The sequence below is a fragment of the Azonexus sp. IMCC34839 genome, from assembly GCF_047047955.1.
Classification (GTDB): Bacteria; Pseudomonadota; Gammaproteobacteria; order Burkholderiales; family Rhodocyclaceae; genus Azonexus.
Map to the genome: position 1 here is coordinate 3,345,112 of NZ_CP150631.1, position 15,893 is coordinate 3,361,004.

Here is a 15,893-nt window from a genome sequence, read left to right on the forward strand (position 1 = left end):
ATGGAAGACAACGACGCGCAGTTGCTGCTCAAGAAACGTGCTCGCCGCCGCTTGGTGGGGGCGCTTTTCTTCGTTTCCATCGTAGCGATTGTGCTGCCGATGGTGATGGATCATGAGCCGCGCCAACAGGTGCAGGAAGTCGAGATTCGCATTCCTGGGCAGGACGATAAGCCCTTTGCCCCCAAGTTTGCTGCCCCAGCGGTGGCGCCGGTCGAGAAACCGACGGCAACGGTGGCAGCGGTTGGCGAAGAGGTTAAGCCGGCTAAGCCGGTAGCTGTGGAGCCCAAGCCAAGCGAAGCTGCAGCCAAGCCGACCGCGCGCGTTGTCGAAACGAATTCCGACAAGCCGCAGGCCAAGCCGGTCGAAAAAGTGACCGACAAGCCTGCCGAAAAGCCCGCCGCCAAGCCGGAAAAACCTACCGACAAACAGCAACCTAAGCCTGAGCCAGCCAAGGCCGACGATGCCAAGCGTGCCGCCGCGATCCTCGCCGGGCAGGCCGAAGCCAAACCCAGTGCGGCCAAGGGGGGCGAGTTCCTGATTTTGATCGGCGCTTTCTCCAATGAAGAGAACGTCAAGAATTTGAAAACCAAGCTGGGCGAGCAGGGCATCAAAACCTTCAGCGAGCCGCTCGATACGCCGCAAGGCAAGAAGACGCGGGTGCGGGCCGGCCCCTTCCCGAGTCGCGAAGCGGCCGACAAGGCGCTGGAAAAGATGAAGCGTATTGGCGTTTCCGGAGTCGTTGCGGCCAAGCCATGACGATTTTCGATTACGTGGTGATCGGCATCATTGGCCTGTCGCTGCTGTTCGGCTTATGGCGAGGCGTGGTGGGTGAGTTGATTGCGCTGGCCGCCTGGGTGCTGGCTGTGATTGCGGCCTTGGAGTTCGGCGGCTGGGCGGGGCAAGTGGTGTTTGCCGGCATCGCCGATCCGGCGATCCGGACCTTGGCTGGTTGCGTATTGCTCTTTGTCGGCGTGCTGGTGGTGATGGCGCTGGTGCGGATGTTGGTGAACAGCATGGTGAAAGCCCTGGGCTTGTCGGTATCCGACCGCATCCTGGGCATGGTCTTCGGCGTGGTCCGTGGTCTGCTGGTGGTAATGGTATTGGTCGGCCTGGGCGGCATGACCAATCTGCCAAAGCAGGCCTGGTGGAAGGATGCAATGCTGGCGCAGCCGATGGAAACAGCGGTTCTGGTGGTCAAACCCTGGCTACCGGACGATTTGGCAAAACGAATTCGATTTAGTTAGGCAGGAAACGATATGTGCGGGATTCTCGGAGTCATGGCGACGACGCCGGTCAACCAGTTGCTCTACGATGGTCTGATGGTGCTGCAGCACCGTGGCCAGGATGCAGCCGGGATTGCCACGGCGGAAGGCAATACTTTCCACCTGCACAAGGGGCCGGGGCTGGTGCGCGACGTGTTCCGCACCCGCAACATGCGCGCCCTACCAGGTAACTGGGGCATTGGCCACGTGCGTTATCCGACGGCCGGTTCGGCGTGGAATTTCGCCGAGGCCCAACCCTTCTACGTCAATTCGCCTTTCGGCCTGGTGCTCGGTCACAACGGCAACCTGACCAATGCGGAGCAGTTGAAGGACGAGATGTTCCGCCTGGATCGCCGGCACATCAACACCAATTCCGATTCTGAAGTGTTGCTCAACGTGCTGGCGCACGAGTTGCAAGCAGCCGCTTCGGGCTACGAACTGGATGTGGACGCCATTTTTCAGGCTGTAGCGGGTGTGCACCGCAGATGTCGCGGCGCCTACGCTGTGGTGGCGATGATTTCCGGTTATGGCCTGCTGGCCTTCCGCGATCCGCACGGCATCCGTCCGTTGATCTACGGCGAGAACAAGACGCCGGAAGGTACCGAGTATCTGGTGTCGTCCGAGTCGGTCGCGCTCGATACCCTGGGCTTCCAGGCCGTGCGCGATATCGAGCCGGGCGAGGCGATCTTCATCGATCTGAACCACAACCTACATAGTCGCCAGTGCGCGCAGCAGCCGATGTACGCACCGTGCATCTTCGAATACGTCTATCTGGCCCGTCCGGACACCGTGATCGACAACGTGTCGGTGTACGAAGCTCGTCTGGCCATGGGCGAACTGCTGGCCGAGAAGGTCAAGGAGACGATTCCGGTCGACGAGATCGATGTCGTTATTCCGATTCCGGATTCCAGTCGGCCATCGGCCATGCAGCTGGCGCATGCTCTCGACATTCCGTTCCGCGAGGGCTTCGTCAAGAACCGCTATGTCGGTCGCACCTTCATCATGCCTGGCCAGGCCATGCGTCGGAAGTCGGTACGCCAGAAGCTGAATACCTGCGGTCAGGAATTCAAGGGCAAGCGCGTGCTGCTGGTGGATGACTCCATCGTGCGCGGCACCACCAGCCGGGAAATCGTCGAAATGGCCCGTGCCGCCGGGGCGACCAAGGTTTACTTCGCCTCCGCCGCACCGCCGGTCCGCTTCCCGAACGTTTACGGTATCGACATGCCGACCCGTGCCGAACTGATCGCCACCGGCCGTACCGATGCCCAGATCGCTGCCGAAATCGGTGCCGATGCGCTGGTCTATCAGGATATCGAAGCGCTGAAGCAGTCGATTACCAAACTGCGCCCGGACCTGACGGTGTTCGATGCCTCCTGCTTCGACGGTTGCTATATCACCGGCGATATCGACGAATACTATCTCGACGCCGTCGAAGGCAAGCGCGGCGGCAAGGGCAGCAAGAGCGACGAAGACGGCGACGGCAAGGCCTCTCAGCAGTTGGTCCTTGGGTTGGCCAGCGGGCAGGACTGAGATGGCGGATACCCCGAATTACCGTCCGGAAACGCTGGCCGTTCGCGCCGGGCAGGAGCGTAGCCAGTTCGGTGAACACGCTGAAGCGCTTTACCTGACCTCCAGCTTTGTCTTCCAGAGCGCGGCGCAGGCTGCCAAGCGCTTTTCCGGCGAAGAGGAGGGCAATGTTTACGCCCGCTTCTCCAACCCGACCGTCACCATGTTCGAGGAGCGCCTCGCCGCCCTTGAAGGTGCGGAAGATTGCGTCGCTACGGCGAGCGGCATGTCGGCCATCATGGCGGCGGTGCTGGCGCATCTGAAATGTGGTGACCACATCGTTGCGTCGAACAGTCTGTTCGGTGCGACTGTGCAGTTGTTCAGCAACATCCTGTCGCGTACCGGCATTACGACCACCTTCGTGTCGCACACCGATCCTGCGGCCTGGGAAGCGGCGATCCGTCCGGAAACCAAGCTGTTCTTCCTGGAAACACCATCCAATCCGCTGACCGAAATTGCCGATGTGCGCCAGCTGGTCGACATCGCCCATGCACGCAACATCCTCGTCGCCGTCGATAACTGCTTCTGCACCCCGATCCTGCAAAAGCCGCTGGAAATGGGCGCCGATCTGGTCATTCATTCGGCGACCAAGTATATCGATGGTCAAGGCCGCGTGCTGGGTGGCGCCGTGTGCGGGCCGAAGAAGTTGACCGAGGAGGTGTTCAAGTACCTGCGCACGGCGGGGCCGACCCTGTCCGCCTTCAACGCCTGGGTGCTGCTCAAGGGGCTGGAGACGTTGAAGCTGCGTGTCGAGGCACAAGCGGCCAATGCAGCTCGCCTGGCCGCTTGGCTGGAAAGCCATCCCAAGGTGGCGCGCGTGTTTTATCCCGGTCTTGCCTCGCATCCGCAACACGAACTGGCCATGCGCCAGCAGAAGAACGGCGGCGGCATCGTTTCCTTCGAGATCAAGGGCGGACGTGATGAGGCGTGGAAAGTAGTGGATAACTGCCGCCTGCTGTCGATCACGGCCAATCTCGGCGATGTGAAGACGACCATTACGCATCCGGCGTCGACGACACATGGTCGTATCAGCCCGGAAGCGCGTGTCGCTGCCGGTATCAAGGATGGTCTGTTGCGCATTGCCGTCGGCCTGGAGGCGGTCGAAGACCTGCAAGCCGATCTGGAACGCGGCCTGGCGCTGATCTGAGCCAGCCCAACATTTAACGACGCCACACCCGGCTGCGGCCGGGTGTGGCGTTTTGGAGCCTGAAATGAAATTTTCCGATCTGGGCCTGATGCCCGAAATCCAGCGTGCGGTGGCCGAACAGGGCTACGACACGCCGACGCCGATCCAGCAACAGGCGATTCCCGCCGTGCTGGCTGGGCATGACCTAATGGCGACGGCACAGACTGGTACCGGCAAGACGGCCGGTTTCACGCTGCCCATCTTGCATCGCTTGGCCTTTGGCGCCAACGACCGCCTGTCGCGCATCGCCCGTACGCCGCGCGTGCTGGTACTGACGCCAACCCGCGAACTGGCTATCCAGGTCGAGGAAAGTGTGCGGACCTACGGCAAGCATTTGCCGGTCAATTCGCTGGCAGTGTTCGGTGGCGTTGGCATCAATCCGCAGATCGCCAATCTGCGTCGCGGCGTCGATATCCTGGTGGCGACGCCGGGCCGCCTGCTCGACCATGTGCAGCAGAAAAACGTCGATCTGTCCGCCATCGAAATCTTCGTCCTCGACGAAGCCGACCGTATGCTCGACATGGGCTTCATCCGCGACATTCGCAAGATCATCGCGTTGCTGCCAAAGGAGCGCCAGAACCTCTTGTTCTCGGCTACTTTCTCGCCGGATATCCGCGAACTGGCCAGCGGTCTGCTGCACAAGCCGGTGTCGGTTGATGTCGCGCCGCGCAACACGGCGGCGGAGACCGTGACGCAGAAAGTCATCGAATGCAACCGTGAGCAGAAGAAGGACCTGCTCAAGCACCTGTTTACCACGCGCAGCCTGCATCAGGTGCTGGTTTTCGCCCGCACCAAGCACGGCGCCGATGCGCTGGCACGGACGCTGGAAAAGGCCGGTATCAAGGCGGCAGCGATCCATGGCGACAAATCGCAGGGGGCGCGCACGCGGGTGTTGTCCGAATTCAAGGATGGCAAGCTGGCGGCGTTGGTGGCGACCGACATCGCGGCGCGCGGCATCGATATCGATGCGCTGCCTTACGTGATCAACTATGAGCTTCCCAATGTGCCGGAGGACTACGTCCATCGCATCGGCCGTACCGGGCGCGCCGGTATGGAAGGCGAGGCGATTTCGCTGGTTTGCCACGATGAGCGCGGACAGTTGAAGGATATCGAAAGGCTGATCAAGCGCAGCCTGGAGCGCGTGGAGATCGAAGGCTTCGAGCCTTCGGCCGTTGCTGCACCTCGTCCGCCCCAGCCGCCGCGCGGGCCGCGTAAGCCGCAGGGCGGCGGAAAAAGCGATTCACAAAAATCGGGCAAAAAAGGCGGTACACCGCAGCAGCATCGAAGTGGTGCCCGTCACCACTAAGTGGGCGGAAGTGTGACATTTTTGGCAAAGCCCGACTTGTCGGGCTGTCAAAAACCGTCTACGCTGATGAAATTACGCTGATACTTCAAACCATTAAAGCGTTTTCTTAAGGCGTTTTGGAGGAAGGGATGCCCCCCCCGCAAAAAATCCGTCTCGGCGACTTGCTGATTCAGCAAGGACTGTTGACCGAAGAACAACTGAAAATCGCGCTCGATGAGCAGAAGCGTACCGGGCGCAAGTTGGGGCGGGTGTTCGTCGAAAGCGGCTATGTTACCGAGTCGGGCATCTCACAGGCCCTGGCTCGCCAGTTGCGGATTCCCTATATCGATCTCGGCAATTTCGCGCCGAAGCCGGATCTGATCAAACTATTGCCTGAAGCGCCAGCGCGGCGCTTCCGTGCTTTGGTCCTGGGCGAGACGGGCGACGGCCGGCTGCAAATCGGCATGTCTGATCCGACCGACCTGCAGGCCTACGACGAAATCACGCGCCAGGTTCGGCGCGAAATCGATCTGGCGGTGGTCACCGAGAGCCAGTTGCTGGCCATGATCGACCGCGTCTATCATCGCGGCGAACAGATTACCGGTCTGGCCAAGGAGCTGACCGCCGAACTGGGCGATGTGCCGATCGAGTTCGGCGATCTGCTTGGTCTGACGCCGGGCGCCGAAGATGCACCGGTCGTCAAGCTGTTGCAGACCGTGTTCGAGGAAGCCATGCGTCTGCGCGCTTCGGATATTCACTTCGAGCCGCAGGAAAAATCGCTACGTATCCGTTTCCGGATTGACGGCGTGCTGCATGTGCAGACCGAGGCCGATGCCAAGATTGCCCAAGCCGTGGCGCTGCGATTGAAGCTGATGTCTGGCCTCGATATCTCGGAAAAACGTCTGCCGCAGGACGGCCGCTTCAACATCAAAGTACGCGGCAATCCGGTCGACGTGCGTATTTCGACCTTGCCGACCCAGTTCGGCGAATCGGTCGTCATGCGTCTGCTCAACCAGAACACCGGGTTGCTCGGCCTCGAGCGGATCGGCATGCCGCCACGCGTGCTGGAACGCTTTCGCTATTCCCTGAAACGGCCGAGCGGCATGGTGCTGGTCACTGGCCCGACCGGTTCCGGTAAGACGACAACGCTCTATGCGGCGCTGAACGAACTGAACAGTACTGAGAAAAAGGTCATCACGGTCGAAGACCCGGTCGAATACCGCCTGCCCGGCCTGAACCAGGTGCAGGTGCATGAGAAGATCGATCTTTCCTTTTCCCGCGTGCTGCGTACCGTGCTGCGTCAGGACCCCGATATCGTCTTGATCGGCGAAATGCGCGACCAGGAAACGGCCGAAATCGGTATGCGCGCGGCCATGACTGGCCACTTGGTGCTGTCCACCCTGCACACCAACGATGCCATCTCGACGCCGATCCGCCTGCTCGACATGGGCGTACCGCGCTACATGGTGGCCTTGTCGGTGCATATGGTGGTGGCTCAGCGCTTGGTGCGGGTGATTTGCCCGAATTGCCGCGAAGAATATCAGCCGACGCCGAACGAACAAGAATGGTTGCGTTACGAGTTGGGCAATAGCAGCGGTGAGCATCGCTTCCATCACGGTCGCGGTTGCACCCACTGCGCCAATACGGGTTTCCAGGGGCGCACCGGGGTTTATGAATTCCTCGAAATGTCTGACCACGTCGTCGAGGCGCTCAACCATGAAGATCCCGGTGAGTTCATGCGTGCTGCACGTCAGCAGATGGCCGGTGAAACCTTGCGTCGCGATGCTGTACGCTTGGTGTTGGCCGGTACGACGACCGTTGGCGAGGCCATGCGGGTCAGCAACCAGTTCGAGGAGTAAGCGCAGGTGGCCAATTTCGCCTTCCGTGGCCGGGATGCCGGCGGCAAGCTGATCGAGGGAGTCCTCGAAGGGGCGACGGCGGGCAATGTAGCGGACCTGTTGCTCGGGCGTGGCGTCACCCCCCTTTCTATTACGGAAACTAAAGCCAAAGCGGCCAGCGTCGCCAGCGGGATTACGCTATTCAGACCGCGCGTCCAGCATATCGACATCCTGTTGTTTTCTCGCCAGATTCATACTTTGCTCAAGGCCGGCGTGCCGATCATGCGGGCCTTGACCGGTTTGCAGGAGTCGGCAACCAACCCGGCGATGCGGGACGTCATTCGCGATGTCCGCGAAAGCCTGGAAGCCGGGCGCGAACTCTCGGTTTCGCTGGCTCGCCATCCCAAGGTGTTTACGCCCTTCTATGTCTCGATGGTGCGCGTCGGCGAGGCAACCGGCCTGCTTGACGAGATCTTTCTGCGCTTGTTCGAGCACATGGAGTTCGAGCGCTATATGCGCGAGCAGGTGAAGTCGGCCTTGCGTTACCCGATGTTCGTTGTCATCGCCATGGCGGCGGCTATCGTCGTGGTCAACCTCTTCGTTATCCCGGCCTTTGCCAAGGTGTTTCAGGGATTTGGCGCTGAATTGCCGCTGATGACCAGGTTGCTGCTCGGCTTTTCCGACTTCATGGTGGCCTGGTGGCCGGCCATGCTCGTAGGCTTGATTGCTGCCGTCTTTGGTTTTCGCGCGTGGGTGGGGACGACTGCCGGGCGCATGCAGTGGGAGGCGATTGCCTTGCGCATTCCGATCGCCGGCAAGATCGTCAGTAAGGCAGCCATGGCCCGCTTCGCGCGCAGTTTTGCGCTCGGTACGCGTAGCGGCGTGCCCGTCATGCAGGCGTTGACCAATTCGGCGCAGACGGTCGATAACACCTATGTCGCCAGCAAGATCGAAAGCATGCGAGACACCGTTGAGCGTGGCGAAAGTGTGCTGCGCGCCGCCATCGCATCCAATTTCTTTACGCCCGTGGTTTTGCAGATGGTGGCGGTAGGCGAAGAGTCCGGTGCGCTGGACGACATGATGGAAGAGATCGGCCAGATGTATCAGCGCGAAGTCGAGTACGAACTCAAGACGCTGGGCCAGCAGATCGAGCCGATCCTGATCGTTTGCCTGGGTATTCTGGTCCTGATCCTTGCCCTTGGCATCTTCCTGCCGATGTGGGACCTCGGTAAAGTGGCGCTCAAGCGATGAGGCAAGATGATGCGGCGCTATTACGAATTCGCGCTTGTCGTTGTGATTGTCAGCATTCTGGCAACGCTGCTGCTCTTTGTGCTCAACGATATTCAGAGCAACATGGAGGAAGCCGCTGTGCAGGCCGAAGCGGCCTCAATCCGCTCCCAATTGCTGGAAAGAGTCGCGCATCGGGAAGCCTTCGGCGGCCGTTTGCCGGACAGCGACAATCCACTGGACTGGATTGCCAACCGTCCGCCCAACTATGTCGGGGCGTTGGATCTGCCGCCAGCAAGCAACGGCGTTTGGTATTTCGATACACGCTCCAAGGAATTGGTATATAGCTTTCGTGACGGACATCTTGCCCAATTCCGCCTGACTCGTTCAGCAAGCCGGGAGAATGGGCGAGGGGTGATGGCGGGAGTTGGTTTGTTAAGGCTAGGTAAAAAGTAGTAGAGATGCTTGTGAAAGAGAGTGGGTATGACTAAAGTTACGTGCTTTCCCGCCGAGAACGTCAACATGACAGGCAAAAACGGTATGCGATGCACTTCCCGTCAGCGTGGCTTCACGCTGATCGAATTGATCGTTGTCTTCATCATTCTCGGCATCCTTGCGGCAGTCGCTTTGCCGCGCTTCGTCAATCTGCAGCGCGATGCACGCATCGCCAAGCTGCAGGCTGCGCGGGGCAGCGTTTCCGCTGCGGCAGCACTGGTCCATGCAACCACCCTTTCGCGTGGCGGCGTGGCCGATGCCAATACCTGCGTCGGTGGAGGCACGGCCAACAACAGCAATGGCCTGAACGGTACGGTGTGCACCGAAAGCGGTTTGATCTACATGGTTTACGGTTATCCGGAAGCCAGCGCTGTCGGTGGTTCGGCCGGTATTCTTTCCGCCGCTGGCCTGACCGGCATCTTCAATCCGAATAAAACGCAGTTGGAGGCGGAAGGGTACATGTACTCGGCGTCCAACGGCATTGCGACATTTAGTGTGGTTGGGGCAACCGATGCCTCGACCTGTTTCTTCACCTACGCCCAACCAACGCAGGCCAATTCGGCCGCTGCGATCAGCGGGCTGACGGTTTCCGGTTGTTGATTTTTCTTGGGAGTTAAACAAATGAAAGCTGTACAAAAAGGTTTTACGCTGATTGAGCTGATCGTTGTGATCGTTATTCTCGGGATTTTGGCAGCGACGGCATTGCCGAAGTTTGTTGATCTGACGGGAGATGCTGAGCAAGCTGCAACCAAGGGAGTTGCGGGTACGGTATCTTCGTGGGGCTCGATCAACTATGGTGCCGTGAAGGCTGGAAACGCAAGTGGAAAAGCAATCTCGGATACCACTGATGCCTGTTTGGGAAACACCAACTCGCTGAAAGCTGCAGGCTCAGCCAATATTGTGTCCGGTAGCGTTTCTCTTATTTTTACCGGTACTCCGGCAAACGACAACCAGTATCTTGTTACAGCAGGAACGACTGTGGGTTGCGGAGCAGGTGTTACGATTGACTGTAAAATTACTAGTAAGAACGGTAAAGAAGCCTTGGCTTACATTCCTTGTACCAACTAAGCCAAGTTTGATCCGATTGAAACATGGCTTGCCTGTTGAGGTCACGCGCTTCCTCAGAAAACCCGCCAAAAGGCGGGTTTTCTGCTTGGGGACGACATACGGGCGGATTTACTACCCTTGAACTGATTGTTGTAATTCTGATCGTTAGCGTACTGGCTGCTGTAAGTTTGCCGAAGCTCATGTCGACTGGATTGGATGAGCGAGGGTTTCGAGATCGGGTTCTAGCCAGTTTGAGGTATGCACAGAAATCGGCTATTGCAGCCCATCGAGTGGTCTGTGTAACCTTTTCGGGCGACGGTGCGCAATTTAAGATAGCCAAGAATTTCGCAGATACCAACTGTGATGATTCACAAACCTTAATTGGCCCCAACGGCGTGGCGCTGAATGTTAGTGCAGATGGAAAGGCGAGTTTTGTGGGTACGCCGTCAGCTATTCAGTTTGATACGGCCGGCCGAACGAATCCCGGGAGAGTAATCTCGATCAATGGCTTGCCGGCTAACTTGGCAATCACTGTTGAGGCGGAAACGGGATATGTCCACTAGGCGATCTCTCCAGTGGGGAGTTACTCTCGTCGAGTTGATTGTATTCATTGTCATCATGAGTGTTGGCGTGATGGCGTTGGTTTCCGCCATAGGACCGATGGTCAAGCATAGTGCGGACCCCATGCAGACCAAGCAGATGGCGGCGATTGCCGAATCCTTGCTGAGTGAAGTGCTTCATCAGCCATTTACCTGGTGCGACCCAGGCGATGCGGCGGTATCTACGGCGCAGTCGTATGGCGATTGCGCACAGCCCCAAAATACGATGGGCGCAACTGCCGGCGAGTCTCGTGGTGGTGCCGGAGAGAATTACGACAATGTTCGCGACTACGCCGGGTTCTCGATGAATAACGTTGCCGATCCCAGTGGTACCAGTGCGGTCAATGGATATCGCGCCGAGGTCAGCATGGCGGAAGTGGGTAGCACTTTCGGGGCAGCGACGAACGATGCTGCGTTGGCCATTACGGTGATGGTTTGCCGAACTCCGCCGGTGGATTGCACGGGGCAGGAGTCTTATTCGCTGACCGGTTATCGCTTCCGCTATGCGCCGCGTATCTAATACTTTCTCAACATCCGGTTCGATCCAGGGCTTTACCTTGGTCGAGATGATCATTTCGATCGTCATTACCGGAATCATCGTTTCGATGATTGCAATGTTTGGTCGGCAGCAGATTGATGCTTATATTGATGTGGGGAACCGAGCAGAGTTATCCGATGCTGCTGATACCGCTCTTCGCAGGATTGCACGTGATTTGCAGGGGGCTCTACCTAACAGCGTTCGAGTGGATGGAACCGGTAAGATTCTGGAGTTCGTACCGATTGTTGATGCAGGGCGTTATCGGGCGGCGCTGAGCAATACCGGAACTGGGGATATTCTCGATTTTTCTAGTACCTCTGATAACAGCTTTGATGTGCTGGGACCTCAGGTCAGAATACCAGTAGCGATAACGCCGGTAGATCGTAGCTATCTGGTCGTCTATAACACTGGCCAGCTGGGGGCAAACGTCTATTCCCGCACGAATCTCCGAGAGATTACGACAGCACCTGGTTCCGTATCGAACATCAGTTATCAGTTGGCTGCTGCACCGAATCAGCAGTTTCCCTTCGCTTCGCCACAAAGTCGTTTTCAAATTGTCCAACAGCCAGTTTCCTACGTCTGCGATACGGTTTCCGGGGCGATTATTCGACGCGCCGGCTATGATTTCATCGCTGCGCAGCCGACTGATTTCTCTACTTTGGGCGGTACCAGCAACATCCTTGTCACCGATGTCTCCGATTGCGTTTTTACCTACACGCCTGCGGTTTTGCAACGCAATGGTTTGGCAGTCTTACGCCTGACCTTGACCCGAAATGCGGAGTCGGTTCAGTTGCTGCATCAGGTCGAAATTCTGAATACGCCATGACAAGTTTTTTGCCAAAAACAGCCAGTGCACCGCAGCAGCGAGGTATTTCAGTGGTGACCGCAATATTCCTGCTGTTGTTGATGTCCATCTTGGCAGCAGCCATCGCGACGATGGTTTCAACTTCGCACGCCAACATGGCGGCGGATATCGGTGGTTCGCGCGCTTATCAGGCGGCGCGCGCCGGGGCAGAGTGGGGCATGTTCCAATTGGACCCGAATGCGCAGACCGCCAGTCTGCCCCCGTGTTTTGCGACTTCAAACCCGCCGATACCTGGGCACAACGTCACCGTAAGTTGTTCGAGCACCGATACCACGGAAGCCGGGCGTAGCCTAAGAATATTCCGTATCGTTTCGCGTGCTACCGCGACAGGAGTGAAGCAACCAGGTATCGAGCGACAGGTCGAAGTGACGGTTGAGAAATGCCGTGACTCAGGTATCACGGCACCTCCCTATGATTGCTGAAACCTGTGGGTCAGAAGTTTTCCCGATAGTAGATATAGGGCGAGCGTGAAATTCCAAAGGTGGCCTTCCCGGAAGGGTTGCTGCCAAACCATGGAATGGACGCCGCCGTGGCTGAAGACGAACTGGATGTTACGCAGGTTGTGCCGCTGGCTGTGCTACCAGTATTCAGCGTGAGCAAAACGCTGCCCCGATTTGGCACGTTGCTGGCATCCAGTCCTGGGCGAGTGAGCTTCAGCTTCAATTTGCCTCCGCTTAGCGTCTGGGTTCCGATGGGTGAAAGTTGGGTTTCGCAGGCCGCCAGATTCTCGGAGAAGTTCGACAGCATGATGCTGCTAACGTTGAAATTCGTGCAGCTATCCGAGCGGTTCGTTGCGTAGTAGCCCCCACTTGTCCAGTATTGCGCTTCAAACGGAATCGCAAGATCGAGCATTTCTGAGCCGTAGGCATTGCCGATCCACAGGCGGCCATGGCGCAGGCTGGTTGTATTGGTGGCTTTCTGCGTTGCTGTGCCGATCAAGGCGGAGCCATCCGGATCGCTGATAGTAGCGATCAACTTGAATGAATCGTAGGGGCCATCCGGGCTGGCGAGGCGAGAGAAAACGTAGGTGTCGCTCAAGGTAAAGATACCGTTCGCCCAGAGGGCAGTATTGGGCATGGTCGGAAGATTGGGGGAGGTCAGTCTGCTTGTGGCAACGGAGGTGCCGTTGTTATCGCCAGTGAAAGTCACTCCGGCCAGATTGGTGTAGCCCGAGGTGTATCGACTGGTAACCGGGTCAGAAGCGGATGCGGTAGCACCCGTGCTGGCATGGGCCTTCAAAACAAGCGAAGCGGCAAGCTGGTCCTGACCCATGTAGGTGAAATTGGTGGACTTGCAGAACGGCGTGAGAGTGCCTGCGAAGGAGTAGTGGCTGGGGTACCAGCGCCCAAATTTAGCCGACGAGGCACTTCCGATATTGCATCCGTATTTGCCGCTGGCAAGCGAGTTTGACGTGCTGTCAGCAATGCAGTCGGATGTCTGGTCGACTCCGGTGAAACTAGAGTCGATGACAGCGTCCTTATCAAGCTGGATGTTTCCGACATCAAGGTATTTGAACGAGTTGCCCACTGCAGATATTCCGGTCGCAGCGTTAAAACTGCCAGAAAGTGTTCCGGTGGCGATAGCCGTGCCGTTATGGTCGTAGACTTTGCCGGTATCGAGCAGTGGTGTGCCGGAATAGCCTCCACTCACGCCGGAGTTGGCGGTCAGCGTAAAGGCCGTGCCCGCGGTTGCTTTTGGGGTGCCAGTCAGAGTGCTGTTGGTCATGCTGGACGAAATAGCAAATTGGCTGGGACGAATTGCGAAGTTGTCAGTTGAGCAGGCTGGCGCGCTGGATCCTGCCGTCATTCGAACGCGCACATTCCGTGCTGCGGCGGCTGTGGATGAGCCACCCGAGTAGCGGCTGAGGTCGAAGCTGACGTTCTTCCTCCCCTTGTCGCTATTGGCGAAAGTGACAGTTTGCGCACTACCCAGGGCAGCCGTGGTCGGGCAACTGGATGAGGAGGCATCGACCAGATCGACCGTTACCGACCCTTTATAAGTCGTATTAACTGTAGAGCTGGAGGTTAGTGCGAGAAGATCCAGGTTGAAATTGGTTCCGGAGAGCTTCGTGAAAATCCGGGTGCGGGGGGGGGCACTGGTTTCAACTGCGTCGAAATTACAAGACGCAGACGCGAAGGTCAGCGTGCAGGTTTCAGTCGAGCCATTGAAACAGCGTGTTTGGTTGGAGGGAGTCGGCGATACGCTATCGGTGCCCAATGTGTAGGTTTGGCTGCTACCAATCGTCAATGTCTGTGTCGTTGATCCATTGGTAAAACTGATTGGGTTACTGCTCCATCCCGTCGAGGAAAGGGTAACCGTGACCTTGCCCGGATAAAGCCGAGTGCAGGAGCTATCCATGCAAGCCTTGATAGTCACTGTCTCTGGATAGCAAATCGAGCCATTGCCATCATGCTCGATGCGAATATGGTCAAAATCCCCAGAGCATGTTCGTCCGAGGGTCATGTCGGCGACGATCTCTGAGGCGGTCAGTTCGGATTTGTATAGCTTGACCTCGTCAATCATGCCTTTGAAGCTACGCGATGAAAGCAGCGAGCATTGCCCGTCTGTCGCAATGTCGCCGCCAATGAAAAAGTCGCAAGGATTGGAACTGAGTGTTCCTTGCCAATTTCCGACATTGCTATCCAGAACGCCATTGATATAAATACGCTGCCTACGGACGCCGGATGACGAATTCAGGGTAATGGCCACATGCGTCCATTTGTTCAATGGAATCGTGGTGTTTGATGTCAGAGAACTCGCGTTCCACCACCAGAAAAGTTTTCCGCTTGGGTTCAGGTGGAATTCGTAGTTTTGGTCATTTGAAAGAATGGTGTTCAGGTCGTTTCCGCCACTTCCGGTTGGATAGGCTTTAGGGTAGATCCAGGCCGTAGCTGATAACTGCTGCTTGTATTCGACGTCGGTCGTATGTGGCACCTGAATGTAGGCTTTCCCATCAAAGTTACCGGCATTGCAAAAGCTGCCAACGACGCTGGAGTTACTAGACTCGATGGTTGGATTGGGGGCGACGGCGTTGGTAGTGGTCGGAGTGCTAGTGGTAACCCGCCTGGCGGAAAGGGATGTCGTGCCACTATCCAGAACCTCCCCGGCTGTTCCTTTCCAGGAACTAGCGGCTTCATCCATGCGGAAGTGAGTGACAACACTTTCCAAGACGACTACCGAGGCTGTGACCGGAGTACTTAACCCCGCTGTAGTTACCGAGTTTACGAGTGTTCCTTTTTGATTGACCGTAACGACCAGAGTCATCTGAGCGCTGCTACTGCCAGGAATGGAGGGGATGTTCCAGGTGACTATCTGACCGGATGTCGTCGTGCTACCCAGTGAAGTTACATCGGCGACATAGCTCATCCCGGTGGGGAGGGTATCGGTGACAGTGACGTTGTTAAGGGGGATCGACAGTGGATTGGTCGCTGTGATCTTGAACGTGATGGTGTCTCCGACCCCGGCGGAGGCCGCACTCGACACTTTCTTTAAGGTGGGGGCGGCAACCGTAATGCTGTTGGCTAATGTTGTCGTGGTGAGTGTTCCGGTACAGCTGTCATTACTGGAAACGGAGATATAGGTGTTGTAGGTGCCGGCGACGTTTGGTGCAGTGACGCTCAATGTTTCAGATGCGCTGCTACCACTGCCAAAATGGTCGGCATGATCCATGCAAGTCATGGCGCCGCTGGTGCTTGCTATCCGCCAAGAGGTGGATTGCCAGTTGTTGGTGGCATCGTTGGTCGCGGAAACCTGAATTGGAAACGTCGCTCCTGGGGCAATGCCGAGACTGCTACCTCCATCCAGCGTAACTGAGTCAATACTGATTAATGCCCAACATGGAGAACTCAGGAAAATGAGGCAAAGCAAGCTGACTTGCAAAGTTCTTTGAAGTCTCTCAAGGAACATTCCATATGACAAGAATGTGGAATATGTTCTATGGATGCTGGATTGTTGCGAAGCAGGCATATGGTTTGCCCCTGCGGAG

15 protein-coding genes are annotated in these 15,893 nt (G+C 57.5%); 14 read left to right on the forward strand and 1 reads right to left on the reverse strand.

Annotated elements, in window-relative coordinates:
* From WIF35_RS16395 to WIF35_RS16460, 14 genes are all read left to right on the forward strand, one after another.
* Entirely contained in the window at positions 1–756 is a 756-nt protein-coding gene (locus tag WIF35_RS16395; protein ID WP_412479287.1) for an SPOR domain-containing protein, read from the forward strand.
* Positions 753–1,244: a CvpA family protein gene (locus tag WIF35_RS16400; RefSeq protein WP_412479288.1), complete on the forward strand. Its 492-nt coding sequence runs from the start codon at positions 753–755 to the stop codon at positions 1,242–1,244. The genes WIF35_RS16395 and WIF35_RS16400 overlap by 4 nt, the downstream gene beginning before the upstream one ends.
* Before the next feature lie 12 nt (positions 1,245–1,256).
* A complete protein-coding gene (gene purF, locus WIF35_RS16405; protein WP_412479289.1) occupies positions 1,257–2,792 on the forward strand; it encodes an amidophosphoribosyltransferase in 1,536 nt (511 codons plus the stop codon).
* 1 nt (position 2,793) lies between these two features.
* Positions 2,794–3,975: an O-succinylhomoserine sulfhydrylase gene (locus tag WIF35_RS16410; protein ID WP_412479290.1), complete on the forward strand. Its 1,182-nt coding sequence runs from the start codon at positions 2,794–2,796 to the stop codon at positions 3,973–3,975.
* Between the two features lie 64 nt (positions 3,976–4,039).
* Complete coding sequence (locus tag WIF35_RS16415) at positions 4,040–5,320, forward strand: DEAD/DEAH box helicase (protein ID WP_412479291.1); 1,281 nt, start codon at positions 4,040–4,042, stop codon at positions 5,318–5,320.
* A 128-nt stretch (positions 5,321–5,448) separates the two neighbouring features.
* Positions 5,449–7,158, forward strand: coding sequence for a GspE/PulE family protein (locus WIF35_RS16420; RefSeq protein WP_412479292.1), 1,710 nt, complete (start codon positions 5,449–5,451; stop codon positions 7,156–7,158).
* A gap of 6 nt (positions 7,159–7,164) precedes the next feature.
* Positions 7,165–8,388, forward strand: a complete 1,224-nt coding sequence (locus tag WIF35_RS16425) for a type II secretion system F family protein (RefSeq protein WP_412479293.1) — start codon at positions 7,165–7,167, stop codon at positions 8,386–8,388.
* Positions 8,389–8,394: 6 nt separating this feature from the next.
* Complete coding sequence (locus WIF35_RS16430) at positions 8,395–8,820, forward strand: hypothetical protein (protein ID WP_412479294.1); 426 nt, start codon at positions 8,395–8,397, stop codon at positions 8,818–8,820.
* A 27-nt stretch (positions 8,821–8,847) separates the two neighbouring features.
* Positions 8,848–9,459 carry a type II secretion system protein gene (locus tag WIF35_RS16435; protein WP_412479295.1) on the forward strand — a complete coding sequence of 204 codons (612 nt, stop codon included), beginning with the start codon at positions 8,848–8,850 and terminating at the stop codon, positions 9,457–9,459.
* Between the two features lie 21 nt (positions 9,460–9,480).
* Positions 9,481–9,927 carry a type II secretion system protein gene (locus WIF35_RS16440; RefSeq protein ID WP_412479296.1) on the forward strand — a complete coding sequence of 149 codons (447 nt, stop codon included), beginning with the start codon at positions 9,481–9,483 and terminating at the stop codon, positions 9,925–9,927.
* Positions 9,928–9,950: 23 nt separating this feature from the next.
* Entirely contained in the window at positions 9,951–10,469 is a 519-nt protein-coding gene (locus tag WIF35_RS16445; protein WP_412479297.1) for a Tfp pilus assembly protein FimT/FimU, read from the forward strand.
* 97 nt (positions 10,470–10,566) lie between these two features.
* Positions 10,567–11,025 (forward strand): type II secretion system protein, encoded by a 459-nt coding sequence (locus tag WIF35_RS16450; RefSeq protein WP_412479298.1) that lies wholly within the window; start codon positions 10,567–10,569, stop codon positions 11,023–11,025.
* Positions 11,009–11,869 carry a prepilin-type N-terminal cleavage/methylation domain-containing protein gene (locus WIF35_RS16455; RefSeq protein WP_412479299.1) on the forward strand — a complete coding sequence of 287 codons (861 nt, stop codon included), beginning with the start codon at positions 11,009–11,011 and terminating at the stop codon, positions 11,867–11,869. The genes WIF35_RS16450 and WIF35_RS16455 overlap by 17 nt, the downstream gene beginning before the upstream one ends.
* The gene (locus tag WIF35_RS16460) at positions 11,866–12,330 is read left to right on the forward strand and encodes a hypothetical protein (RefSeq protein ID WP_412479300.1); all 465 of its coding nucleotides are present in this window, start codon (positions 11,866–11,868) and stop codon (positions 12,328–12,330) included. The genes WIF35_RS16455 and WIF35_RS16460 overlap by 4 nt, the downstream gene beginning before the upstream one ends.
* A gap of 10 nt (positions 12,331–12,340) precedes the next feature.
* On the opposite strand, the gene WIF35_RS16465 is transcribed toward WIF35_RS16460, so the two are convergent.
* Positions 12,341–15,577 carry a DUF6701 domain-containing protein gene (locus tag WIF35_RS16465; protein ID WP_412479301.1) on the reverse strand — a complete coding sequence of 1,079 codons (3,237 nt, stop codon included), beginning with the start codon at positions 15,575–15,577 and terminating at the stop codon, positions 12,341–12,343.
* Positions 15,578–15,893 lie beyond the last annotated feature (316 nt).